This window comes from Maribrevibacterium harenarium (assembly GCF_006385675.1).
GTDB classification, from domain to species: domain Bacteria; phylum Pseudomonadota; class Gammaproteobacteria; order Pseudomonadales; family Marinomonadaceae; genus Marinomonas; species Marinomonas harenarium.
Genome location: NZ_VFRR01000019.1, coordinates 17129 through 43415, shown reverse-complemented (window position 1 = coordinate 43415; position 26287 = coordinate 17129). Strand labels below are relative to the sequence as shown.

At 47.6% G+C, this 26287-nt stretch carries 19 protein-coding genes; 14 read left to right on the top strand and 5 right to left on the bottom strand.

What is annotated here, in order from left to right:
- Positions 1 to 2 precede the first annotated feature (2 nt).
- The 6 genes from dgcA (at position 3) to FJM67_RS10410 (ending at position 8287) form a co-directional block, all read left to right on the top strand.
- Complete coding sequence (gene dgcA, locus FJM67_RS10435) at positions 3 to 2066, top strand: dimethylglycine demethylation protein DgcA (RefSeq protein WP_140589070.1); 2064 nt, start codon at positions 3 to 5, stop codon at positions 2064 to 2066.
- A 76-nt stretch (positions 2067 to 2142) separates the two neighbouring features.
- Complete coding sequence (locus tag FJM67_RS10430) at positions 2143 to 4053, top strand: (Fe-S)-binding protein (RefSeq protein WP_140589069.1); 1911 nt, start codon at positions 2143 to 2145, stop codon at positions 4051 to 4053.
- Positions 4053 to 5318 (top strand): electron transfer flavoprotein subunit alpha, encoded by a 1266-nt coding sequence (etfA, locus tag FJM67_RS10425; RefSeq protein ID WP_140589067.1) that lies wholly within the window; start codon positions 4053 to 4055, stop codon positions 5316 to 5318. The genes FJM67_RS10430 and etfA overlap by 1 nt, the downstream gene beginning before the upstream one ends.
- On the top strand, positions 5308 to 6078 hold the full coding sequence (gene etfB / locus FJM67_RS10420; protein WP_140589065.1) for an electron transfer flavoprotein subunit beta: 771 nt from the start codon (positions 5308 to 5310) through the stop codon (positions 6076 to 6078). The genes etfA and etfB overlap by 11 nt, the downstream gene beginning before the upstream one ends.
- Before the next feature lie 24 nt (positions 6079 to 6102).
- Entirely contained in the window at positions 6103 to 6333 is a 231-nt protein-coding gene (locus tag FJM67_RS10415; protein ID WP_140589064.1) for a hypothetical protein, read from the top strand.
- A gap of 376 nt (positions 6334 to 6709) precedes the next feature.
- The gene (locus tag FJM67_RS10410) at positions 6710 to 8287 is read left to right on the top strand and encodes a BCCT family transporter (RefSeq protein WP_140589062.1); all 1578 of its coding nucleotides are present in this window, start codon (positions 6710 to 6712) and stop codon (positions 8285 to 8287) included.
- Positions 8288 to 9092: 805 nt separating this feature from the next.
- On the opposite strand, the gene FJM67_RS10405 is transcribed toward FJM67_RS10410, so the two are convergent.
- Entirely contained in the window at positions 9093 to 10364 is a 1272-nt protein-coding gene (locus FJM67_RS10405; protein ID WP_140589060.1) for an aromatic ring-hydroxylating oxygenase subunit alpha, read from the bottom strand.
- A 311-nt stretch (positions 10365 to 10675) separates the two neighbouring features.
- Between FJM67_RS10405 and FJM67_RS10400 the strand changes: the two genes are divergently transcribed.
- The 4 genes from FJM67_RS10400 (at position 10676) to gbdR (ending at position 15913) form a co-directional block, all read left to right on the top strand.
- Positions 10676 to 11809: a hybrid-cluster NAD(P)-dependent oxidoreductase gene (locus tag FJM67_RS10400; RefSeq protein ID WP_140589059.1), complete on the top strand. Its 1134-nt coding sequence runs from the start codon at positions 10676 to 10678 to the stop codon at positions 11807 to 11809.
- Positions 11810 to 11830: 21 nt separating this feature from the next.
- Positions 11831 to 13717, top strand: coding sequence for a DUF294 nucleotidyltransferase-like domain-containing protein (locus FJM67_RS10395; RefSeq protein ID WP_140589057.1), 1887 nt, complete (start codon positions 11831 to 11833; stop codon positions 13715 to 13717).
- 5 nt (positions 13718 to 13722) lie between these two features.
- Positions 13723 to 14436, top strand: coding sequence for a 3'-5' exonuclease (locus tag FJM67_RS10390; protein ID WP_140589056.1), 714 nt, complete (start codon positions 13723 to 13725; stop codon positions 14434 to 14436).
- A gap of 385 nt (positions 14437 to 14821) precedes the next feature.
- Positions 14822 to 15913 (top strand): choline metabolism transcriptional regulator GbdR, encoded by a 1092-nt coding sequence (gbdR, locus tag FJM67_RS10385; RefSeq protein ID WP_140589054.1) that lies wholly within the window; start codon positions 14822 to 14824, stop codon positions 15911 to 15913.
- A 69-nt stretch (positions 15914 to 15982) separates the two neighbouring features.
- On the opposite strand, the gene FJM67_RS10380 is transcribed toward gbdR, so the two are convergent.
- Genes FJM67_RS10380 through FJM67_RS10370 form a run of 3 tightly spaced genes read right to left on the bottom strand, consistent with a single transcriptional unit; the run spans position 15983 to position 19890 of the window.
- Positions 15983 to 17743, bottom strand: coding sequence for an alpha-amylase family glycosyl hydrolase (locus FJM67_RS10380; RefSeq protein WP_140589053.1), 1761 nt, complete (start codon positions 17741 to 17743; stop codon positions 15983 to 15985).
- A gap of 44 nt (positions 17744 to 17787) precedes the next feature.
- Positions 17788 to 19017 (bottom strand): glycosyltransferase family protein, encoded by a 1230-nt coding sequence (locus FJM67_RS10375; protein ID WP_140589051.1) that lies wholly within the window; start codon positions 19015 to 19017, stop codon positions 17788 to 17790.
- Between the two features lie 54 nt (positions 19018 to 19071).
- Entirely contained in the window at positions 19072 to 19890 is an 819-nt protein-coding gene (locus FJM67_RS10370; RefSeq protein ID WP_140589049.1) for an HAD-IIB family hydrolase, read from the bottom strand.
- A 658-nt stretch (positions 19891 to 20548) separates the two neighbouring features.
- Here FJM67_RS10370 and FJM67_RS10365 point away from each other — a divergent pair.
- Entirely contained in the window at positions 20549 to 21778 is a 1230-nt protein-coding gene (locus FJM67_RS10365) for a pyridoxal-phosphate-dependent aminotransferase family protein (protein WP_140589048.1), read from the top strand.
- 368 nt (positions 21779 to 22146) lie between these two features.
- Here FJM67_RS10365 and FJM67_RS10360 read toward each other — a convergent pair whose 3' ends face one another.
- Entirely contained in the window at positions 22147 to 23181 is a 1035-nt protein-coding gene (locus FJM67_RS10360) for a GlxA family transcriptional regulator (protein ID WP_140589046.1), read from the bottom strand.
- A 222-nt stretch (positions 23182 to 23403) separates the two neighbouring features.
- On the opposite strand from FJM67_RS10360, the gene glyA reads away from it, so the two are divergent.
- The 3 genes from glyA to FJM67_RS10345 are packed head-to-tail and all read left to right on the top strand — an operon-like array spanning position 23404 to position 26285.
- Positions 23404 to 24666, top strand: coding sequence for a serine hydroxymethyltransferase (gene glyA, locus FJM67_RS10355; protein ID WP_140589045.1), 1263 nt, complete (start codon positions 23404 to 23406; stop codon positions 24664 to 24666).
- 51 nt (positions 24667 to 24717) lie between these two features.
- Positions 24718 to 25971 (top strand): sarcosine oxidase subunit beta family protein, encoded by a 1254-nt coding sequence (locus tag FJM67_RS10350; protein WP_140589043.1) that lies wholly within the window; start codon positions 24718 to 24720, stop codon positions 25969 to 25971.
- 14 nt (positions 25972 to 25985) lie between these two features.
- Positions 25986 to 26285 (top strand): sarcosine oxidase subunit delta, encoded by a 300-nt coding sequence (locus FJM67_RS10345; protein ID WP_140589042.1) that lies wholly within the window; start codon positions 25986 to 25988, stop codon positions 26283 to 26285.
- Positions 26286 to 26287 lie beyond the last annotated feature (2 nt).

Below are 26287 nucleotides of genomic sequence, written 5' to 3'. Positions count from 1 at the left end.
CTATGTCCCAGTTTGACGCGCTGTTTCAGCCTTTAAATATTAATAAGCTCACTATCCGTAACCGTATCGTAAGTACCGCGCACGCCGAGGTATACGCTACTGATGGTGGTATGACTACTGATCGTTATGTTAAGTACTACGAAGAAAAGGCAAAAGGTGGCTGTGGTCTTTGTATCTGTGGTGGTTCGAGCGTAGTTTCTATCGACTCTCCACAAAGCTGGTGGAGCTCCGTAAACCTATCTACGGATCGCATCATCCCACACTTCCAGAATCTTGCTGATGCCGTTCACAAGCACGGCGGTAAGATCATGATTCAGATTACCCACATGGGTCGTCGTTCCCGTTGGGACGGTGAAAACTGGCCGAACCTAATGTCTCCTTCTGGTATCCGCGAGCCAGTTCACCGTGCGACTTGTAAAACCATCGAAGTAGAAGAAATCTGGCGTGTTATCGGCGACTTCGTGCAGGCTGCTCGTCGTGCCAAAGAAGGTGGTCTTGACGGTGTAGAATTGTCTGCGGTACACCAACACATGATCGACCAGTTCTGGTCTCCTCGTGTAAACAAACGTACCGACGAATGGGGCGGCACTTTCGAAGGTCGCATGAAGTTCGGTTTAGAAGTACTAAAAGCTGTGCGTGCGGAAGTTGGCCCTGATTTCGTAGTGGGTATGCGTATTACTGGTGACGAGTTCCACCCAGATGGCTTGAACCACGACGACATGAAGAAAATCGCGGCTTACTATGATGCCACTGGCATGGTTGACTATTTCGGTGTGGTTGGCTCTGGTTGTGATACTCACAACACCTTGGCTAACGTAATCCCGAACATGAGCTTCCCACCAGAGCCATTCCTACATTTGGCTGCGGGTATTAAAGAAGTGGTTTCTGTGCCGGTTATTCACGCACAAAACATCAAAGATCCTAACCAAGCTAAGCGTATTATCGAAGCAGGTTATGTTGATTTCGTTGGTATGACTCGTGCGCACATTGCTGACCCGCACTTCATTGCCAAAATCAAAATGGACCAAGTTGATCAGATCCGTCAGTGTGTTGGTGCGAACTACTGTATCGACCGTCAGTACATGGGTGTTGACGTATTGTGTATCCAAAACGCGGCGACTTCTCGCGAGTACATGGGTCTACCGCACATCATCGAAAAGACTGAAGGTCCTGTGCGTAATGTGGTTATCGTTGGTGGTGGCCCTGGCGGTATGGAATCTGCCCGTGTTGCGGCAGAGCGTGGCCATAAAGTTACTCTGATCGAGCGTGGCTCTGAACTAGGTGGTCAAATCACTATCGCTGCTAAAGCGCCTCAGCGTGACCAGATTGCTGGTATTACCCGTTGGTTGGTGATGGAGCTAGATCGTCTCGGTGTTGACGTGCGTTTGAACACTGCCGCTGATGCTGACTTAATTCGTAGCCTGAAACCAGATGTGTGTATCCTTGCTACTGGTGGTCGTCCATTCCTAGAGCAAAACCCAGAGTGGGGTGCGGCTGAAGGTCTAGTGGTATCTACTTGGGACGTATTGACCGGCAAAGTTGAGCCAGGCAAAAACGTGCTGATTTACGATACTATCTGTGAATTCTCAGGCCTATCTGCTGCCGACTTCTTGGCTTCTAAAGGTGCGAAAGTTGAGATCGTAACTGATGATATCAAACCTGGTGTTGGTATCGGTGGTACAACCTTCCCGACTTACTACCGCTCTCTATACGAGAAAGAAGTGATTATGACTTCTGACTTGTTGTTGGAAAAAGTTTACAAAGAAGGCGACAACTTCGTTGCTGTTCTAGAAAACGAATACACTGGCGCCCGCGAAGAGCGCGTAGTTGACCAAGTAATCGTGGAAAACGGTGTGCGTCCAAACGAAGAGCTTTACTACGAGTTGAAATATGAGTCTCGTAACAAAGGTCAAATCGATGTGCAGGCGCTATTCGATATCAAACCACAGCCAGTGCTAAGTGAAGCTGGTGACGGCATGATTCTATGGCGCTTGGGTGACTGCGTATCTCAACGTAACACTCACGCTGCGATGTATGACGCTCTACGTCTTTGTAAAGACCTATAACGTTTCCTTCCAACCAACTGTCAACTGACTCAAAGCGCGGCGAAGATTTCTTCGCCGCGTTAAATAAGGGGTTAAGATGGTACTCGACTGGTTACCTTCCGTATTAATTGTTGTGCTTTTAGGGATTGGCGTAATCGGCGCCCTACGTCGCGTTAGCCTGTGGCGCGCTGGACAACCTGAAAAAGTCGACATCATCGCCGGTTTAATGGCGATGCCAAAGCGTTACCTCAAGGACTTGCACCATGTGGTAGAGCGCGACAAATACATCTCCAAGACACACGTAGCGACAGCGGGTGGCTTTGTGCTATCCATGATTCTCGTGCTTTTGGTGCATGTATTTGATATCAACGAAACAATTGTAGCTTGGGCTTTGCTTGGCGCATTGGCAATCATGCTGGTTGGTGCATTCTTCGTATTTAAACGTCGTTTGAACCCACCTTCACGCTTGTCTAAAGGCCCTTGGATGCGTTTGCCCAAGAGTCTGATCACGTTTGCCTTAACGTTTATCGTATTAACGCTGCCAGCTGCTGGCATTCTGCCTGAAGGTGCGGGTGGCTTGGTGCTGACTATCGTGCTGAGTATCGGTGTCGTCATCGGTCTGGGTGAGCTCGTATTTGGTATTGGCTGGGGTGGCCCGATGAAGCACGCCTTTGCGGGGGCTTTGCATTTAGCATTCCACCGTCGTCCCGAGCGGTTCGGTGGTGGTCGCTCCACTGGCCTCAAACCAGCTGTGCTTGGGGGCGATGTGCATGGTGTTGCCAAACCATCTGACTTCAAGTGGAACCAATTACTAGGCTTCGATGCTTGCGTACAGTGTGGTAAGTGTGAGGCTATGTGTCCTGCATTTGCGGCTGGCCAGCCTTTGAACCCGAAAAAACTGATCCAAGACATGGTAGTGGGCCTCGCAGGGGGCACGGATGCCAACTATGCCGGCAGCCCATACCCTGGTAAAGAAGTGGGTCACGCTAAAGGTGGTCCAGGTGAAATTATCACTGCGGGTCTTGTTAGCCAAGAAACCCTATGGTCTTGTACAACGTGCCGTGCCTGTGTGGAAGAGTGTCCGATGATGATCGAACACGTGGATGCCATCGTTGACATGCGTCGCTACCTGACTATGGAAAAAGGTAATACGCCAAACAAGGGTGCGGAAGTGTTGGATAACATCATCGCTACCGATAACCCGAATGGCTATGCTCCAGGCAGCCGTACCAACTGGGCGGCAGACCAAAATCTACCTGTTATGAAAGACAAAAAAGAAGCCGACGTGTTGTTCTGGGTTTCTGATGGTGCTTTTGATATGCGTAGTCAGCGTATTTTGCGTGCTTTCGTTAAGCTGATGAAAGCTGCCAATGTTGATGTGGCTATTCTAGGTGATGAAGAACGTGATAGCGGTGACGTAGCCCGTCGTTTAGGTGATGACGCTACCTTCCAAAGTTTGGCGAAACGCAACTTGGAGACCTTGTCGAAGTACAAGTTCAACAAAATCGTCACTACCGATCCTCACGCTTTCCACTGCTTGAAGAATGAGTACGGCGACTTTGGTTCCGATGCCCTAGATGGCGTCGAAGTAATGCACCATACAACCTTCTTGAATCAACTCATTTCTTGTGGTGCGCTAAAAGTCGCTCCATTCAAGGGTGGCAAAGTGACTTACCATGATCCATGTTATTTGGGTCGCTACAATGGTGAATACGAGGCACCGCGTGAGCTTCTGCATGCTTTAGGTATCGAAATCGCAGAAATGGAGCGCTCAGGTTTCCGTTCCCGTTGTTGTGGTGGCGGTGGCGGTGCGCCGATTACGGATATTCCAGGCGAGCGCCGTATTGCCGACATGCGTATGGAAGATGCGGTTGCTACTGGTGCGGAATTGGTCGCTGTAGGCTGTCAACAATGTACTGCCATGTTGGAAGGTGTGGTTGAACCACGTCCGCAGGTGCAAGACATTGCCGAGATCTTGGTTGATCACCTAATCGAGGAGGTGCACTGATGAGTGACTTTTCTTCTAACGGAATTCTTCGCCGTGATCCACGGGTTGAGTGGATCATTCGCAACCGTTTGCACCCGTTGCATACCGAATATGCCAATCAGGGGGAGGCGGAAGTTCGCGGCCCATCTGGTTTGATCCGTAAGAACCCCCATAAGGTAGGATTCATTGGCCCTAACGGTATCAAACGAATTGATCGCTTGAAGGGTAACTCCGGCGCTGTAGCAGGTAAACGCGGCCATGCGGCTCAGGAAGTACAGTTGCCACTCTATGTGGTCGAAAATCCTGAGCGCTTTGTTGTGGTTGTTCCTGATTTAGTGGGTGGTCGTTTGACCTCCCATGATAAAGACGTACTTGGGTTTGCTCATCAGCTACTCGCTGGTGACAAGAATGCCGCTGTGGTCGCCGTTTGCTTCGGTGAGGTAAAAGAAGAGCATTTCGACTTGGCTGGTGTAGATCGTTTGATACACATTCAAGGTGAAGCTTACGAAGGCTATGCGCCAGAAGCTCGCGCCGCAGCACTGATGCAAATCGGCCAACAGCTCAATATTACTAACTGGCTTTTCCCAGACAGTATCCACGGTGGTACTGATCTTGGTTCACGCCTAGCTGCCAAATTGGGCGAGCGTCCAGCAACACAAGTCTGGCAATTCAACGGTGACAAGGTTGTGAGTCGCGGTGCCTCTGGCAGTTTGGACATTACCCGAGGAGTGGCAAAAGTGATGCTGCTGCTTGAAGAGTGTGCAGATGCGATCGACGAAACTCGTCACGAGGTGAAAGAGATCTCTGTAGAGGGTCTAACTGCACCACAAGCGAAAATTATCGATGGTGGACTGATGTCGGTGGATCCGAATGCGATTCCGTTAGCAGAGGCGGAGTTCATTCTATCTGCTGGTAACGGTATCCATAATTGGGATCAGTTCCATGATGCAGCTAAGTTACTTGGTGCAACCGAAGGCGCTAGCCGTGTGGCAGTAGATGATGGCTTTATGCCTCGTTTCCGTCAGGTTGGTGCAACCGGTACTTGGGTTACTGCACGTGTTTATGTCGCTGTTGGTATTTCTGGTGCGATCCAGCACATGCAAGGTATAGGTCAGGTAGATAAGGTTGTCGCCATTAACACTGACGCCGGCTGTGATATGGTGAAGCGAGCTGCTTTAAGTGTTATTGGGGATAGCGAGCAGATTCTTGCTGCCTTGATGAAACTGGTTGCTGAACATCGTGGTGCGACCTTATCGGCAGGGGAGGTAACTGAGCATGCCGCATAATGTGATGTCTCTAATTTCTGTTGGTCGCCATCCTCAATCGGGTCGGCCTCGTCGTGCGGAGCAAGATGCTCGCGCTGTGGAGTTGGGTATCAAGTTAGCTGGTGAGCAGCTTGAGGTTGTTCACGCTGGTAGTAGTGAAGAGCCGGTATTGCGTCAGTATGCAGGCATGGGGCTTCCTTCCGTGACTGTCCTTGAGCAAGATGGCGTTGTAGATGCTAGCGATTCGATCTTAAACTACTTGAAACAAAGCAAGGTTGATATTGTCCTTACTGGCATTCGCGCGGAAAGTGGCGAGTCTTCCGGCATGGTGCCTTATCTGCTGGCGGAAAAAATGGGCTGGCCAATGGTGGCTCGTGTTGCGGATATTACCGAAATCAAAGATGGTCAAGCGGTAGTATTGTTGGCTTTGCCACGGGGTCAGCGTCGTCAAGTGACGGTGAAATTGCCATTTATTGCTACTATCGATAACGCGGCACAGGCTCCACGCCAAACCGCCTATGGTCCGGGTTTGCGTGCTAAGCTAGATGGCAAAGCAGGTAGCTCTTTGGTCGATGATGTGCGTATTAGCTGGGATGAAAATCCGGCTAAGGCTCGCCCTAAACGTCTGAAAGTAGTCAAGGCTAAGACTGCTGCTGATCGTTTCAAAGCTGCTACCGCTAAGCCACAAGGTGGAGCTGGTAAAGTAATGAAGAATGAAAGTGTTGAAGAAAAGGCTCAAGCAATCTTTGATCTTCTTATTGAAGAAAAAGTGCTACGCTAAGCTTTTTGCGAGGAGATGTCTGTCATGATGATCGTAGATTTAGTTGATGAGTTTGACTTCAAGGATCGCTTAGTCGCTTTAGGGGCTCCGGTTCAGGATTGTGAGAACATTTCAGATATTGCTTCAATGTTATCGGATTGGGCTGCTGATGATCAGAATCGTGTAGCGATTCAAGCGCTATATGATGAATTACAGAATCCCGAAACCACCGTCTTACCTGAAATTGATGTGGTGTTGGCTGATATTCTAAAGTAAGCCGCGCAGCATAAAATTAGGTAACAAACCGCCAAGTGCAGGAGAGGGCACTTGGCGGTTTTTTTTATTCTAAATAGCGATTAAAGCCTCTACACCACTTTCAATTTCCTTCTTTTGTCCAGTTTTATTTCACCTTTTCTTAAGCGTCGTCAATGGATAGAACTTGCGTTTCTATGTCGCTATAGGGCAGTAAGTATTTCTCTGCCCGTCGTAGTATGCAAGGCGAGGGGTTTCCCTTGATTATTGTCTAATCCCAGATAGGGGTTGGTGATAATTTTAATTAGATCAATCAGAAAAGCGCGGTTAGCGGTTGGTGTAACAATTTAATTGTTGGTACTTAAGCTGATAACGCGATCACAAAAGGTGGAGAACTACGATGGATTCAAACTCTCGTAAGAGTACCCGGTCGTCAGACTATACGTCTGACTATAAGGCCGGACAGGATAACGTCCAAATCCTAGGTATGGACGTAAATAACCCGGTATTTACTACCAGTGCTCTGGTAATAATTGCCTTTATTGCATTTGCTTTGATTTTCCCAGCAGAATCAAAAGAAATGTTGACAGGTGCACGATCTTGGTCGATTGGAACATTCGATTGGCTATTTATGATCGGTGGTAATATTTTCGTATTATTCTGTCTTGCTATTATTTTATTGCCAGTTGGTAAAATCCGACTTGGTGGTGATCATGCTAAACCCGAGTTCTCCACGGCTTCTTGGTTCGCAATGCTATTTGCTGCTGGTATGGGTATCGGTCTTATGTTCTGGAGTGTTGCTGAGCCAGTAGCATATTACACCGATTGGTGGGGTACGCCTCTAAACGTTCCAGCTAACACTCCTGAGGCTGCCGCAGCAGCTATGGGTGCCACCATGTTCCACTGGGGTCTACACCCATGGGCTATTTACGGTGTATTGGCATTGGCGCTAGCGTTTTTCTCTTTCAACAAAGGTCTGCCGCTAACAGTGCGTTCTGCATTCTACCCACTTTTGGGTGAGCGTTGCTGGGGCTTTATGGGTCACATCATTGATATCCTTGCTGTATTGGCAACTATCTTTGGTTTGGCGACGTCTCTAGGTTTCGGTGCTTCTCAAGCTGGCGGCGGTCTTAACTTCTTGTTCGGTATTGAGAACAACATCTCTACGCAGATAGGCATCATTGTGGTGGTTAGTGCCATTGCGATTCTGTCTGTAATGCGTGGCTTAGATGGCGGCGTTAAAGTGTTGAGTAATATCAACATGATTATGGCCGGCGTTCTAATGTTATTCGTAATCCTATTTGGTTCTATTACAGGCTTCTTTAGCAACTTCTTCTCTACTCTGACTGCTTACGGTGAGTACATTATTCCTCTAAGTAACTGGGTAGGTCGTGATGATCCTAAATTCTACGAAGGATGGACTGTGTTCTACTGGGCATGGTGGATTAGCTGGTCACCATTTGTAGGTATGTTTATCGCGCGCGTATCTAAAGGCCGTACTGTACGTGAGTTCATGATCGCTGTATTACTTGTGCCTACACTAGTGTCTTTGTTCTGGATGTCTACTTTCGGTGGTCAAGCCCTAGATCAAGTACAAGGTGGTATCGGTGCACTAGCTAACGGTCTTGGTGATGTACCAAGCGCTATGTTCCAGATGCTAGAAAACCTACCACTGTCTGGTTTGACTTCCGTAATTGCCATTGTGTTGGTGTTGGTATTCTTTATCACTTCCTCTGACTCTGGCTCATTGGTAATCGACTCCATCACTGCTGGTGGTAAAGTTGAGACTCCTGTGCCACAGCGCATCTTCTGGGCATCTATGGTTGGTGTAATCGCTGGTGTATTGCTTGCCGGTGGTGGTAATGACTCATTGACAGCATTGCAAGCCGGTGCAATTACGACTGGTTTACCATTCACTGTGGTATTGCTTGTAATGTGTTTCAGTATCTACAAAGGTTTGGCTTCTGAAATGCGTTAATTCTCTCAGTTAACCCCTAGTAAGTCTGACGACCCCTGGCTCTCGCGAGAGTGCCGGGGGTTTTGCCTTTTAGTGGGTATAATCTCGTAGTTCAAAATATTGGGGCTAGTTATCGATTCGATAAAAGTCCAAGCTCTCCTCACTGCTCACCTATTATTCCCCGAGACATAGCCGATCGGCACAGGCTTTTTAAAGCTGACAAGATGCGTCTTACCTTGCATAGATAGCTCTAAAGTACTGTTGGCCTGTGCGTTCCTCTGAAGTCTATGAAAGTCATTTTAAAGGGAAGTGGCAGTTGCGAGGGAGACTACTTGGGGGGCTTACTATGTGACGTTCTACGCCAATATCGATGCCACTATAAAGAGACTCCTGCGACGCAGTAAGTTAAAAACTTATTATCTCAGGTGTGACCAAAAGTGTTTTCAGGTATTACTGTGTCAGTCAGTAGGCACTCAAGACATAAGAGTTAGAACTCGCTGTAGTTGAGCTAAGGCGATTATCTTGGTCTGATGGTTTTGTGGATTATGGTGAATCTCTTGGGGGTTGTTTGCTTTCTCATAACCTGCCTGGATCGCGTGTCTACAGTGCTTGCTAGGCTCAAAAGCAAATGAATCGGTTTTCTCCTATGTGGGTAAGTAGTGACTTTCTTGAGTTAGGGGGTCGCTTGTTCAGAGGGGGTAGAGACTTAATTATGCGTCACGTCGTAAATGCTTAGCAGCAGGTAATCATTGGCGTGTAGAGCGGGCAAAAAAAACGCCCAACAACCAAGTTGTCGGGCGTTTGCTTAAGCCGTTATTAGGCTAGGTTATTTCTTCAGGTTTTTCTGAACAGTGTCAGAGTACCACTCTAGGAAGTTCATTACACCGAACTCGAATGTTTCAGAGTATGGTCCAGGTTGGTAAGCAACAGAAGCAATACCGCGTTGGTTTTCTTCACCTAGGATACGGTCTTGGTCGTTAGTAGCATCCCAAACTTGACGTAGACGAGCTGGATCGTAATCTTCGCCTTCTACAGCATCTTTGTGTACGAACCATTTGGTGGTAACCATAGACTCTGTAGCAGAGATAGGTAACACGCGGAACACGATGAAGTGGTCAGACTGCATGTGGTTCCAAGAGTTTGGTAGGTGAAGGATACGCATAGAACCTAGCATTGGGTTCTGGATGCGACCTAATAGCTTCTTACAGCCGGCCTCACCATCGATAGTCATTACTTTGGTGCCTTTCTTCAGTGGCATACGCACGATACGGTTACGTTTGCCAGGGCCAAAGCTCTTGTGCTCATGTGGAATGCCTTCTGCGTCCCACTGAGCAGCTAGATCATGGTAGTGGTCTAGGAAGTCTTGTGGTGCGCGTGGATCGTTTGTGTCATCCCATTCTAGAATGGTGTTTAGTAGCTCTGGGTGGCTACCGGCACAGTGGTAACACTCACGGTTATTTTCAATAACAAGTTTCCAGTTAGCTTTCTCGTACATGTTAGATTCAACAGCCAACTTAGTATTTTCTACATCGTATGGCGCCATGTACTCTTCAAGAGTTGCTAGGAATTCGTCGAAGTCACTTTGTGGCTCTTCTTTGCCTAAGCAAACGAAGATAAAACCACCGGCAGTCTTACAAAATGCTTTCTTTAGTCCGTGCTTAGACTTGTCGAATGACTCACCCATTTCAGTACCAGCAAATAGCAGGTTACCTTTTAGGTCATAAGTCCACTGGTGGTAAGGACAAACTAGGTTTGCCACTTTACCGCGGTGCTCTAGACACACACGTGAACCACGGTGACGACAAGTGTTGTGGAAAGCATTCACAGAACCATCTGCGTCACGCACAACTAAAACTGGGTTTTGACCAATTTCAACGGTAAAGTAATCACCGCGATTTGGAATTTCGCTGGTCATACCAACGAATAGCCACTCCTTCTGGAACACTTCTTCCATATCGACACGGAACATCATTGGGTCGTTGTATAGAGGTGCTTCAAGAGAATAGTTAGCTGGACGCTCTTCTAAATATTTCGCCATTGCAGTGCGAGCGTCTTCGATAGTAGCGTAACGCATGTTGAGTAGATCATTTTGGTTCATAGGAGTGATCCCTTTGTAAAAATTAGTTTTTTTAATTTGCTTCTCTCGTCAGAGCAAATTGAGGAAAGCTAAACGCTTACCTTCCGTTGTAGTAATGGCGCTATCGTCTACCATGTTGTGTTTATGTTAATGCCTAAACGCGACGTATTCAGATACGCAAATCGACTATAAACACTTACGTAGTTACTGATATAGCTGGTTTTGGCCGCAATGGACAACTAAGTGTCGTGAATGGCTAATTGCCGTTTCGAGTACCAGAACAAAATGGCACAAAACATGAAAACCCAACGTCACTGTGAGAGAGAACGACTATGACAACCCCTACTAATACCTCGGCTTCTGCCGATAACCTGACGCCGATTAATACACAAACGTGGGTAAATGGCCGTCACAACGTGCGTTGTGTAAAGGTAATTCAAGAGTCATGGGATGTACGTACATTCTGCTTCATGGCTCAGCAGCCAGTAATGTTTTTCTTTAAACCAGGTCAATTTGTTACGCTAGAGTTAGAAATTGATGGTAAGCAGGTAATGCGCTCTTACACCATTTCTAGTTCCCCTTCCGTACCTTACAGCTTTTCCATTACCGTGAAGCGTGCACCGGGTGGTTTGGTTTCTAATTGGCTACACGACAATATGTCTGTCGGTACTGAGTTAGCAGTACACGGCCCGGTTGGTAACTTCAACTGCATCGACTTCCCATCTGAAAAGGTGCTACTGCTTTCTGGTGGAGTGGGTATTACTCCGGTGATGTCTATGGCGCGCTGGTGGTTTGATACCAATGGTGAAGTTGACATAGTGTTCGTTCATAGCGCTCGCACGCCAGGTGACTTGATCTACCCACGTGAGCTTGATCACATGGCATCTCGTATTGATAACTTCAAACTTCATTTGATCGTTGAGCGCGTTGAGAACGGTCAAGCGTGGCATGGCTACCGTGGTTATCTTGATTTAGCCAAGCTAGAGATGATTGCACCGGACTTCATGGATCGCGAGATTTTCTGTTGTGGGCCTACGCCTTACATGAATGCAGTAAAAGCTATGTTGAAAGCGCAAGGCTTTGACATGACTCATTACCATGAGGAAGCCTTCGGTGCGACGCCTGCGGAAGTGGTAGAAGATGCCATTGAGCAAGCCGAAGTTGCTCAAGCGGAAGCCGACGCATTGACTTCCGAGGATTTGACTCGCGTTGAGATCATTAACAATGGCATGAGCATGAGTGTACAAGTGGTTCCTGGGGAAACATTACACAACGCTGCTGCTCGTCTGAATCTACACATTCCAAAAGCTTGTGGTATGGGGATTTGTGGTACTTGTAAGGTGCTGGTAAAAGAAGGCGAAACAACCATGGAACACAATGGCGGTATCACAGACGATGATGTGGCTGCTGGTTACGTTCTATCTTGCTGTACTGTGCCAAAGACAGACGTTGTTATCGAATATTAATTAGCAGAGCAGGGCGCCTAATTGGAAGCAGAACACTACGAAATTGCAGAATTCCTTGGGCGCTACCCGCCTTTCGATGCTCTGCCGCAAGCTCGTCTAGAGCAGCTAGCTACTCGCCTTGAGGTAGGCTATTACCGCTCCGGTAACGACATTTACAAGTTCGGTGATGAAATCCACGACTTTTGTGTCATTCGCAGCGGAGCGGTAGAAATCTATCGCCGTAATGGCAAGTTATACAATCGTCTGAGTCAAGGCGATGTATTTGGACAACTTGGTTTGCTCATGGCGAACCGAGTTCGTCTGCCAGCTAGGGCCATGGAAGATTCCCTAATTTATTTTATCCCCGAGGCGCTCTTCTACGAGCTTTGCGACGAATACGAAGCCTTTGCCTATTTTGTCGAGATAGACGAGCAGCGTCGCCTCAAAAAAACCGTTGAAGAGCAGCAACAAGAAAGCCCCCTATCTGGAGCCAGAGTAGGCAGTTTGATTGCACGCAATCCTGTTTGGATTAGTGTTGATGCCAGCATCCGTCAAGCTGCTACTTTGATGACGGAGGAAGGAGTGTCATCTCTGTTGGTCGTTTCGGAGCAATATCCGATAGACGACAGTGAGGAAGTTCACCGCAGTTTAGCGGGTATCTTAACGGATCGCGACTTGCGTACACGGGTGGTATCACAAGGTGTTGATATCGAGAGTTCGGTGGTTGAAGTGATGACCAAATCCCCGATCACCATCGATAAAGATACCTATGTTTTCGAAGCTATGCTGACTATGTTGCGCTGCAACATACACCATCTCCCCGTTACTTCCCAGACGCGTCCTATTGGTGTAATAGCGATCTCCGATATCGTTCGCTTTGAGTCAAAGAGCAGTTTATATATTGTTAGCCTGATTCATCGTCAACAGACGGTGGAGGAACTGGCGTTGGTTGCAAAAGATGTCACGTCTTGCTTCGTGCGCATGGTGCAAGATAATGCCAGTGCCTCGATGATCGGTAGTGCTATGTCGGTCATTGGGCGTAGTTTTATGCAACGTCTATTAGAGCTCGGGGAAGAGCGGCTTGGCCCACCACCGGTGCCATATTGCTTCTTATCGTTAGGCTCTATGGCCCGAGATGAGCAACTGCTTATCACCGACCAGGATAACGCGATGGCGTTATCTGATGATTACAATCCGGCTCAACACAATGCTTACTTCGCCGAGCTGGCTCAGTTTGTTAGCGATGGTTTGGATAAGTGTGGTTATCCTTATTGTACCGGTCAGATTATGGCGACCAATCCAAAATGGCGTAAAACTGTAACCCAATGGCGCGACTGCTTTGCCCAATGGATTGATGTGCCTGATCCAGAATCCCTGCTCAATAGTTCGATTTTCTTCGATTTAGAAGGGGTCTGGGGCAAGACTGAATGGGCCGATGAACTTAGTCAGTTCATCGTTGATCGCGCCAAAAACAATCCTATATTCCTAGCTAGCATGGCTCGTAATGCCCTACTAAGAACCCCTCCTCTTGGTTTTTTTAAAGGCTTTGTCATGGAACGTGATGGTGAGCACCGTCGTACAATCAATTTAAAGCGTAGAGGTACTGCGCCACTGGTTGACTTAATTCGGGTGCATGCTTTCGCAGTGGGGTCTGCTGCCAGAAGTTCATTCGAGCGGTTGGAGGCAGTAATGAAAGCTAACTTGCTTCCGGAAGGTCGAGCACGAGAGTTGCGGGATGCTATGGAGTATCTCACCATGGTTAGGATCAGCCATCAGGCAGAGGATGTTGATGAGGGGCATGCTCCAGACAATAACATTGAACCTGACAAATTGACTGACGCCGAGCGCCGTAATCTAAAAGAAGCGTTTCAAGTGCTCAGCAATGGTCAGCGTTTCCTTAAATTTAAATATCCCTATAAACGTAGCTAAACCCTATGTGTGATATCGATTTTTCCTCTGTCGATTGGGAGTCGTTTCGCTCGGCGCAAGAAGCCAGCGCACAGCATGACACTGTGCGCCGGTTTTACCAAGCCTGTAAGCTAGACCCCAATCAACCAATTAAAAAAGCCAGCTTCGTGGCTCTGGACTTTGAAACCACCGGTCTTACTCCAGAAGTCCACGAAATCATCAGTGTGGGTATGGTGCCTTTTACCGCCGGACGTATTCAGTTAAATGATTCACGCTCTTGGCTGGTAAAACCACGAAAACAGCTCGCAGATGATTCGGTTTTGATACACGGCATTACCCATGCTGACCTTGAGCAGGCCCCTGACCTCATGGAAGTGTTGGATGATATTTTGGCCGTGTTGGCGTCAAAAGTGGTGGTCGTTCATTTTAAATATATTGAGCGAGACTTTTTGTATCATCAAGTGCAGCAACGTTTGGGTGATGAATTGTTGTTCCCCTTGATCGATACCATGGCGATCGAAGCATTTTTTCATCGCCAACAAATTGGCGCTAAGCTGAAACGCTTGCTTGGAGGTAAGCCAGTGTCTATACGTCTTGCCGATAGTCGCGGTCGTTACGGTCTGCCCCGTTACCCGCTCCATAGTGCAATGACGGATGCCTTGGCAACTGCTGAATTATTACAGGCACAACTGCGTCATCATTATGATGATAGCAGGGTTATTGGGGATTTATGGGAATAACGCCCTGTTATGAGGCGTTATTTCTGTTTGTTTTCTAAAAATGTGCGATTTCCCCTTTTTTATCAATGGGTTGTGCAGGAAATAGCAAAATTTCTCCTTCATTCTTGTATGATCATAAGTTATCGTTTCAATGCTACCTAAAATGGTCTGTCGCAAACTGGCATTTTTTGTCGTTTTGCAGTCGCAAACATTCATGCGGGCTGCTACGCTTAGATTACTATTCGCTCCCAGATATGTGTCGTTTTTAAGCCGATAACTAGCGGCTCGAGCTGTCTAAAAACGACTATATCCGTAATATAAATAAAATAAAAAGTTTACGACCTCTAGCTGTATTTGGCCTAAAATTTGCTAATAGTGCTGGAGATATTACCATGAGGGAGCAATCATGATCCTACCTAATGTTGAAGCCGCGACCCCCGCAGCAGCACCAGTCACTCGAGTTGGTTTTTTGCTACTCGATAATTTCACCATGATCGCGCTAGCGTCTGCGATCGAACCTCTGCGCATGGCTAATCAGTTGAAAGGTCAAGAGCTCTACAGCTGGATTATGATTTCTGAGCATGGTGGCCCAGTTAGCGCTAGCGACGGATTGAGTCTCGCCTCCGATACCACTCTGGACGAGTGTCCTGATCTTGATTTGATCATTGTGGCAGGGGGACTAGATATCACCCGTGCTTACACCCCAAAACAAATGAGTTGGCTGCAAAAACGTGCCCGTAAAGGCACCACCCTAGGTGGCATCTGTACCGGGGCTTATGTGCTTGCTCACGCGGGTCTGCTTGATGGTTACAACTGTAGTGTCCATTGGGAGTGTTTGACTGCACTGCAAGAAAACTTCCCGAAAGTGCGCTGCAACAATCGTCTGTTTTCTATGGACGAAGGTCGTTATACCGCTACTGGTGGTGGCGCCCCGCTAGATATGTTCCTGAATATTATTGCTCGTGAACATGGTAGCAAGCTGTCTAATGCGGTTTCTGATATGTTCATTTGTGATCGGATTCGTACCGAAACGGACCAACAGCGTATTCCTCTGCGTCAGCTCAACAACGGCAGCTACAAACCAAAATTGGTTGATGTGATCGAGCTAATGGAGAACAACTTAGAAGAGCCAATTGATTTAGATGAAATGGCGGCTTTTGTGAACGTTTCTCGCCGTCAGCTGGAACGAATGTTCCATAAATATATGGATTGTTCGCCATCACGCTACTACTTGCGGTTACGTTTAGAGCGCGCTCGTCAGCTTCTGAAGCAATCTAATATGTCGATTGTGGAAATCGCGGCAGCCTGTGGTTTCGTGTCAACACCACACTTTAGTCGTTGTTATCGCAAGCATTTGGGGCAGTCGCCTCGTGATGAGCGTAAAGTGGCTTGGTGTTCTGGTAGTAGTAAATCAGATGAGGTGGTGTACGTTCCTCATGCGGCCCATGCTCTTAACCATGCCCATGCGGAGCCGAGTTTCGGTTCAGTGGCAATCTAATCTATGTTTTAGTCTTAGCTAAACAAAAAACGCCAGCGTGTTAGCTGGCGTTTTTATTGGCTTCTCTTACTAATTTGGTTCGCTAAGCTTGCCGACTTTATTGGCCAGCCAGAGGAATTGGTAAGGCATCAGGGTTACTTTCCCTAGTAAATCTTCATGTTTTTGCCCGGAGACCAAATCGGTCCACTCATCCGTGGCGATGAGATTTAGTTCTGCAAGATTGAAACTTTGTGGCTCGTCACTGATATTGAAGATCGCGAATAGACTTTGTCTACGATCTAGACTTTGGCGCCAAAAAGCAAACAATCTATCTCCCATATGAAGTACGTACTGGGTGGCATTGGGATGGAATGCGGGTTGTCCGCGACGAATTTTTAGTAGTCGCACCATCGCTTCAAAGACCTTTTGATGGTGTGTTGGAGTGTTCAGTGCGTGCTCTAGGTCATCCATATTCCAGATGTGACGATTGATTGAGCGTAATTGCCCAGTATGCTCGACTCTGTCATGATCATTTTCTGTGCCAAACAGGGAATGGATATAAAGTGCTGGCACACCTTCAAGCGCCAGTTGGATGCCGGCAGCACACATAAAGCGTGCAAACTGCCATTGGTCTGGGCCCTTGGCAACAGAGCCGCTCAGGGCATTCCAAAGGCTAATATTGATTTCATAGGGCTTGATGTCTCCACTTGGCAGAGTGCGTGAGCTTACCTTGCCGCCAAAACGTTTCATGGTGTTGATCAGATTATCTAATTCCCACTCGGTGAGTAGTCCCTCGGTAGGTCGTAAGCCGACGCCATCGTGAGAGGCCACAAAATCTAAATAAGTTGTGCCCTGTTGAGCTGGGGGCATCCGCATAAGCCAATTCTTCAAGTGATCACAAGAGCCGGTAACTAGGGTGTTGATCAGTAGAGGTGGCAGAGAAAAGTTATAGATCAGATGGGCTTCGTTGGCGTTGCCAAAATACGTGAGATTTTCCCGATTGGGGATATTGGTTTCTGTAATGATAACGGCATCTTCGGCCTTATGCTCAATTAGCAGGCGCAGTAGGCGAATAATCTCGTGGGTGTTGGGTAAGTTGATGCAGCTGGTTCCAGGTGTTTTCCATAGGAACGCAACGGCATCTAAACGAAACCAGCGGATACCCTGCTCAAGATACTGGTAAATGATGCTGAGAAATTCCAATAGCACGGCTGGATTTTCAAAGTTTAGATCGATCTGGTCGTGGCTAAAGGTGCACCATACATGTTTAATGCCATTTTGTGTCTGTATTTCTCTTAGCAATGGTGAGGTTCTGGGGCGTACCACGTTACTTAGGTCAGCATTAGGATCAGCCTCATAAAAGTAGCTCGCGCCGGGTTCTACCCCGGCCTTATAGTTTTCAAACCAGCGGCTGCGGCTAGAGCAGTGGTTGATAACTAAGTCTCCCATGACTTTAAAGTCCTGTGCTAGTGCTGATACATGGCGCCAGCGCCCAACGGAGGGGTTAACCGTAGTGTAATCCATCACGCTAAAGCCATCGTCGGAACTGTACGGAAAAAACGGTAGTAAATGCACCACTGAAATAGCGTCACTCAAACGCGTTTTGACGAAACCATGTAAAGTTTCTAGGGGAGGGTGATCGTCCCAGCGTAACGTGTCCCCATAGGTAATTAGCATGATGTCCCTTTGATCCCAAATGTTACGGTGAGGTTGTGGGGAGGGAGTTTTAGCATCGAGTTTTAAAGCGCTCAGGCATTGACGGGCTAGCTCGCCCGCATCCGTTTGTGGGTATAGCACCTGTAGATGACTGATTAAACGCTGCTCCAGTGCTGAAAGGGGGGATGATTCCATGGGCAAACCTCTACTGCGGAGTAAGATTAAGGGAACGACAAGGGTTATTTCTCTGGTCCAAATTCTTCCATATCTTGGGCAACTGCTTGACTAAGTTGTTGCAGCACGGTTGGAAAGGCACTAATTACCCGGTTCCAGCTAGGAATAAACGGCGCATCCATCGGGTTTTCTAGGTACATATTGCCTGCTTTCATAATATTGCTAGCAAACAACTCCACCGCCTGTTCCTCTTGGTGAACATCTAGGCGCAAGCCATTTATTTCAGCGTCATTGCGGTAGATCTCAATAAAGTCCAAGGCGGCGCGGTAATAGGTAGCTTTTACGGTGCGGAAGGTTTCCGGATTTAGCACAATGCCATTAGTGGCCAGCTTGCGGAAAATCGCTTTGGTGATATCGATGGACATTTTGGAAAGGCCGCCTTGGTCGTTATCTTTGGAGAGATCTTGATGCTTGTGATCATAGACGTCGGCGATATCGACTTGGCAAATTCGATTGAGCGAGTAATTACGATACATCTCACTGAGTACACCGATTTCTAAGCCCCAATCGCTAGGGATGCGCAGATCGGTCATCACATCGCGACGGAAAGAGAATTCACCGGCGAGCGGGTAGCGGTAGCTGTCTAAGTATTCTAGATAATCCAAATCCCCGAATACCTTTTTTAAGGAGTACAGTAGGGGAGTGACGAGTAAGCGGCTGACGCGCCCATTCATCTTGCCGTTAGCTGTACGCGCATAGAAGCCCTTGCAAAATTCATAATTAAAATTTGGGTTGGCTACCGGGTAGATCAAGCGAGCTAGTAGCTCACGGTCGTAAGTAACAATATCGCAATCGTGCATGGCTACAGCTTCAGCTGTTCCAGCGGCTAAGTTATACCCCATACAGAACCACACGTTACGACCTTTGCCAGGATCCATGGGGGAGAGCTTTTCCCCTTTGAGTATTTCATCAATCGCCCGTAATCTAGGGCCGTCATTCCAAAGTACCTTCGTAGGCTGAGGTAAAGCCGAGAAAAACTCTAATGCATGGCGATATTGCTCCTCGGTCGCTCGATCGAGGCCAATAATGATTTCGCTTAAGTAGGGTACCTTTTGTAAATGGGCGATGATATTTGGCATCGCATCGGTTTCAAGTTCTGAATAAAGACAGGGCAAAATCAGCGCCATTGGACGACGTTTGGCAAACTGACATAGCTCCTGTTCCATATCTTCCAACGGACGTCGAGAAAGGTTGTGTAAGGTGGTGATAATGCCATTTTGGTAAAAATCGCCCATGGTGTGCTCCTATTGCCTTAAATAAATGAATGGCACCGAACGATGCCCCGGGCTTTAAATGACGCCCTCTCTTATCAGTATTTGATTTAATGCTTCCGACCAGCCTGCTGGGCCACACTTTTCTGTCAGTAGAATGTTGTGTCGCCCGGGAATTTGTGGGGGGAGATGTTTTGGCGAGCGAATTAACACTGGGATGTCAGCTGCTTTGAGCATACCAATATCATTCTCACCATCTCCCAAGGCGATCACAGTTACTGGGGAAGCGGATTGCTGTTGATATTGTTCTTTGAGCCAAGCCATCGCTTTGGCCTTGTCACACTGGCTCCCCATTAAGTGAACGAAACGGCCACCTTTTTGCGCTTGTATGCCATGGGGTTCAAGTTCCTTACGAAATCTTTCCAGTGCTAAAGGGGAATCGCGCCACACCAACGGTTCAGTAAAATGACGTTCCATAGCGGCCTCAGCTTCTGCTTCAGTTAGTCCCGTAAGATGCATTACGTCGGCACTACTGAGTTCGCTGAAAGGGGTGAAACTAAATTGCTCTGCGAATCCCTGTGCTAGTTCCGTTAGCTGTTCGCGGGCAGGTCCGAAGGGCTTTAGCCAAAACGTATCTGTTTCAATGAGGGGTTCTGTGCAGTTAAGCTGGCCTTTTGGAATCCAGACGGCTGCGCCATTTTCACTGATGAAAGGCGTATTCAAATTAAGCGCTTTACGTAAAACTACTAGCTCTGCGAATGTCTTGCTGGTGTTGATGATGCAGGGGATCTCCATCATTGCCAGAGTTTTTAGCGTAGGTACAGCGGCATCAAAGTTGTAGTCATGATGATCCAGCAGTGTGCCATCTAAGTCTGTAAATACTAACAGTTGTGCCATATTCGTCGGGGCCTGCACAGGGCTGGCCTTCCTCCTTTTATTCTGTGACCCCCGTTTTAGTGCCGAAATAGGCACCAAATTGGGCGTGATCATTGGTTTTTATCTTTGCAATTCCGGTGCCAGTACTGGAATCCAGTTTCAAATGGACGCCATAGTATGCCCATTAGGGAACAGTTTTATTACAGCCCTATAGCTGCGGAGGCCTTGTTAACTGGGCGTTAGAGGTTTGTTCTAAGAGGCGTTAGCTTATAAAAGTCGAACAGAGTGAAATGCCTGGCCTGAGTGTTTTTTTAATGCACTCATACAGTGCGTAGCCAATGTGAGAATAGGTTGTCGCTCAAGTTCAATAGTATCCGTCCGTTGATTCTGATAGAAAAATGCGAAATGACGGCTAGTTGCTAGCATTTTTGGTAATGCTGTAATCGAAATTGGGAAGGGAAAAATCCTGCTTTTTCTTGAGCGAATTAGTGGGTCATCATCGTATTTGTGCTGTTTAAGGTATTTCATACTCTTTTATCATTCGGGTCTCTGTTTTAAGGGGCAGTTAGAGTATGATTCAAGGATAAAATTTTGAATAAAAAGATTTTTTGGGTTTTTATTCTGATTTTGTGTAAAAAACATGATTTGATTTTTAGAATCACAATACGCCTGGGAGCTAATGATGACACCATCAAGGGGAATTCCCCGTCCGCAAATCCAATCGCTAGATGACATCCTGCCACATGAGCCGTTGCTTATGATGGGCGCGGGGCCAGTACCGATTCCGGAGCGCGTAGCCAAAGCCAACTCTGTGGTTATTAATCACTTGGGTAGCACTATGGCTAAAGTCATCGATCAAGTGAAATCGATGTCGCGCTATGTATTCCAAACCCAATCCAAGTGGGTGCTTGGTGTGGCGGGTCCGGCCTCGGCGGCGATGGAAATGGCGGCGGTGAACTTGTTGGAGCCCGGCGATAAGATTCTTTGCATCAACAATGGTTTCTTTAGCCACCGCATGGCGGAACTCTCCCAGCGTGTCAAAGCAGATGTGCATGAATTGCATGTGCCTGTTACCGAATCGGCTGATCCAAATCGCGTGCGGGAAGCGCTAGCAAAAGTTCGCCCAAAGGTATTGAGTTTGGTGCAAGGGGAGACCTCGAATACGGTATGCAACCGCTTCTTGCCGGAAATTGCTGCGATTGCTAAGGAGTTTGGCTGCTTAGTGGTAGTAGATGCTGTGTGTACTCTTAGTACTATGCCTTTATACATGGACGAGTGGGGCGTGGATGTGGTGATCACTGGCGGTCAGAAAGGTTTGTCCTCGATTCCTGGTGTATCCCTAGTGGCTTTCTCAAACGAAGCGTGGGAAACCATCTCTAATCGCAAGACGCCTTTATCACACTGGTGTTTTGACGCTAAGTTGGCTGAGAATTTCTGGCATCGTGACGGCTACCATTACACTGCGCCCGTATCAGGTATCATGGCTTTGCATGAAGCGTTGAAAATTGTTTGCGATGAGACACTGGAGCAGCGGTTTGCGCGTCACTTACGCTGCTCAAAAGCGCTGCAGGCAGGTATTGAAGGACTCGGCCTTGAATTGTTTATCGGTAACGAAGACCGCTTAAACTCGGTAGTGGGGATTACAATTCCTAAAGGCTTAGAGGCGAAACAGATTTGTCATCACATTTCGCAAGTCTACCGAGTAGAAATAGCGGGCTCATTTGGTCAGCCAATCGTGCGTATTGGTCAGATGGGGGAGCAGTGCCGTGAGCACAACTTATTCCGTACACTGCACGCGCTTGGTAGTACCATGCGTGATCTCGGTGTCAAAGTTGATCAACCTAATGGTATGGCTGCTATGGAGGCTTCTCTGCAAAGTTTGCCTCGACCAATCCACCAAGTCGCCTAAATATTAGTTTTAGAAAAAAACACCCCGTTTAGCCTTGTCCTGACCGGGGTGTTTTCATTTCGTCCTTTCGGAAATAAGCAGATTGCTGTCGTTACTGGCAAATTGAATCCCCAGTCCCTGCCTATAATGGAAACTGGCTATAGCGCACAGCGGTCTGTTGCTGCGTTGTTGTCTTCTCAATTGAATAGTGGTGAAAAAGCATTTTTTGCATATCTCAATGTCGTAGGTACATGATTTATGGGGAACGGTCTGCGATGAGAGCCAGCTTGCTGGTGATCTAGAGAAATGTCTAAATGTCTTTTAAGGAGGTGCTTGCACCTCCTTTTTTATGCCTAAAATTTGTCAAATTTCGAGTTAATCACGAAATATTAGCTGTTTTTGCGGCGAAAGCTTGAAGGAGCCACGCCAAAGTAATCTTTAAAGCAGTTACTAAAATGGCTTGAGCTGACAAAGCCGCTGGCAATGGCAATATCAATAATAGGGCGGCTCGTCTGCTTTAATAGTCGTCTGGCATGCATGAGTCTCAGTTCTAAATAGTATCGCGATGGGCTCGATTCCATGAAGGTTTGGAACATGCGCTCTAACTGGCGACGTGACACCTTGGTGTACTGAAGTAGCTCCTCAAGCGACAGGGGTTCCTCTATATTATTGCGCATCAGCTCTAATACCCGTTTGAGTGGGTCAGGGAAATGCTGTTCGTTTACCGCTTCGCGAATCGTGGTGCTCGGTGCCTCCGCTATTTGATCGCAGCTAAGGATTTCACGTACCGCCCTTGCTACTTTCAACCCCTGTAGTTTTTCAACTAGATTAAGCATCATATTAAGTGTGCTGACTGGGCCAGCGCAGCTAAATATTCTCTCGCTGACTACCGAGGTGTCTTTAGCGATGATTAGGTTTGGGAAGTGTTCATGTATGTAAGGATGATTGTCCGGGTGTAAAGCCACCGCTTGATTAGTAACGAGGCCTGCGTGGGCCAGAGGAATGGAACCATTCCACAATCCCCCCAAATATACGTTCTTTTGGCTACTCTGTTTCAGGTATTGGGTGAGCAGCGCGTTTTTCTCGAGGTTGCAGCGGAACCCACCACAGACAATGAGCACATCGAAAATATGATTCTGTTCTGCCATCTCACGGGTAATACTGGTTCCGGTAACGATTTCGATACCTAGATCGCTATTAACTGTCTCTGTGTCTATTCCTAGGGTTACATGATGGAATGGTTTGTCGGTGTCTACTAGGTTGCTGGTCACCAAAGCATCTACTGCCGCAGTGAATGCGACCATAGAAAAGTGCTCCTGCAAAATAAACCCAACCGTCATACAGCGTTTTATTGTTGGTTTAGTCGACTCCGGTAAGCCCTTGTTGGGTGCTGTCGTGGTAGCCGTCTTTGTTGATGCTGTCATGGGACTGGTGTTCCTCTTGTAAAGGGCCTTTTGTTGATACTAAGTGTATGGTAGCACGAGTATTTTTATAAGTGCTAAAGCCCAAAAATTCGCGCAGAAAAATATGCGTTTAGGGAATTATTACAAACTGTCGTAAATGCCAAGCAAGGTGGCGCATTTTGAAATGTGAATAGAAGTTGTATTTCCTAACATGAATCATAACGTGATCTATTGGAGTACGACATGTTTACTAAGAATGACAATATCGCTGACTTCGACGCCGAACTATGGGCAGCGATGCAAGACGAAGCTGTTCGTCAAGAAGACCATATCGAGCTAATCGCCTCTGAAAACTACACCAGTCCTCGGGTGATGCAAGCTCAAGGTTCAGTCTTGACCAACAAGTATGCTGAAGGTTACCCGCAGAAGCGTTATTACGGTGGTTGCGAACACGTCGACGTGGTCGAGCAGTTAGCGATTGATCGTGCAAAGGCGCTATTTGGTGCTGAATATGTCAACGTTCAACCGCACTCTGGTTCACAAGCCAATGCTGCAGTATACATGGCGTTGTGTGAGCCAGGTGATACAGTTCTTGGTATGAGTCTTGCACACGGTGGTCACTTGACTCACGGTTCCCATGTCAATTTTTCCGGTAAGATCTACAAAGCTGTGCAGTACGGTTTGAATGAAACAACCGGAGAAATCGACTACGCCCAAGTAGAAGCGCTAGCGTTAGAGCACAAGCCAAAAATGATTGTGGCTGGTTTCTCTGCATATTCTCGTGTTGTTGACTGGGCGAAGTTCCGTGAAATCGCGGACAAAGTGGGTGCATACCTATTCGTTGACATGGCTCACGTAGCGGGCTTAGTGGCAGCGGGTGTATATCCTAACCCAGTACCATTTGCGGATGTGGCGACTACCACCACACACAAAACCTTGCGTGGTCCTCGTGGCGGTTTGATCGTGTCACGCGACAATGAATTAGAGAAGAAACTTAATGCGGCTGTATTCCCAGGTGGACAAGGCGGCCCATTGATGCACGTAATCGCAGCGAAAGCTGTGGCGTTTAAAGAAGCCTTGAGCGAAGAGTTCAAAGCCTACCAAACGCAAGTAGTGAAGAACGCCCAAGCGATGGCGTCTGTGTTCTTAGAACGTGGTTACGATGTGGTATCTGGTGGTACCGATAATCACTTGTTCCTACTTAGCCTGATCAAGCAAGGTTTGACCGGCAAAGACGCAGACGCAGCTCTCGGTCGTGCTCACATCACGGTGAACAAAAATGCAGTGCCAAATGACCCACAATCTCCATTTGTGACATCAGGTCTGCGTATTGGTTCTCCGGTAATTACGACTCGTGGCTTCACTGAAGCCCAGTGTCAGCAGCTAGCTGGCTGGATCGCCGATATCCTCGACGTACTCAATCAGCCGGAAGCCCTAGAAGAGGCGATTGCTACAGTGAAGTCCAAGGTGACAGCACTTTGTGCTGAGTACCCTGTTTATCGCTAGTTAAATGTTATTGACGGCAGCCTAGCGGCTGCCATGATGAGGAGCTGATCAATGCAGCGTTATTCCGGTTTCGGTCTGTTGAAACACAGTTTGAGTCACCACGAAAATTGGCAACGTGTGTGGCGTAATCCAACCCCTAAGAAAAAATACGACGTTATTATCGTAGGGGGCGGTGGTCATGGTTTGGCGACAGCCTACTACTTGGCGAAAGAGTTTGGGGTAACCAACGTTGCCGTTATCGAGAAAGGCTACCTAGGTGGTGGTAACACTGCCCGTAACACGACTATCGTACGTTCTAACTACTTGTGGGACGAAGCAGCTCACCTATATGAGCACGCTATGAAGTTGTGGGAAGGTCTATCCCAAGATCTTAACTACAACGTGATGTTCTCTCAGCGTGGTGTATTGAACTTAGGTCACACCTTGCAAGATATGCGCGACATCCAACGCCGTGTAAACGCTAACCGTTTGAATGGTATCGATGGTGAAGTGTTGGACGCTAAACAAGTCAGCGAAATCGTGCCTATCTTAGACTGCTCTGAAAATGCACGCTTCCCAGTTATGGGCGCTTCTTGGCAGCCACGCGCGGGTGTTGCCCGTCACGACGCGGTCGCTTGGGGCTTTGCTCGTGGCGCAGACATGCATGGCGTTGATTTGATTCAACAGACTGAAGTGGTTGACTTCATTATTGAAGACGGCACAGTGGTTGGTGTTAAAACAGATCGTTACGGTGAAATTAAAGCCGATCGTGTTGGCTGTGTCGTTGCTGGTCACTCAGGTGTGATGGCGGCTAAAGCTGGCTTCCAATTGCCACTTGAATCTCACCCACTACAAGCGTTGGTTTCTGAGCCTATCAAACCAATCCTTGACACGGTTGTTATGTCAAACCACGTACACGGTTACGCTTCTCAGTCTGACAAAGGCGACTTGGTAATCGGTGCGGGTATCGACAGCTACACCGGTTACGGTCAGCGTGGTTCTTACCCAACGATTGAACACACCGTTCAGGCGATCGTGGAAATGTTCCCAATTTTCAGTCGTGTACGCATGAACCGTCAATGGGGTGGTATCGTTGATACTTGTCCTGATGCGTGTCCAATTATCTCTGAAACACCAGTTAAAAACCTATTCTTCAACTGTGGTTGGGGCACAGGTGGCTTCAAGGCAACACCTGGTTCAGGCAACGTATTCGCAGCGTCTCTTGCGAAAGGCGAAATGCATGAGTTGGCTAAGCCATTCTCTATGTTCCGATTCCACAACGGCGCGCTTATCGACGAGCACGGCGCAGCTGGCGTAGCACACTAACGGGGAGTTATTACATGTTTCATATTTATTGCCCGCACTGTAGTGAATACCGTGAAGAAGAAGAGTTTCACTACCACGGCCAAGCTCACATTGCACGCCCACTAGACCCAGATTCTTGCACCGACGAAGAATGGGGTAACTACATGTTCTTCCGCAAGAACCCTAAAGGCATACATCATGAGCTTTGGGATCATGCGGCTGGCTGCCGTAAGTTTTTCAACGTTACTCGCAATACCGTAACGTATGAAATCAAAGAAGTTTACAAAATCGGTGAGCAGCCAAAAGTGGTTGCTGACGCGGTTCCGAGCAAGTAAGG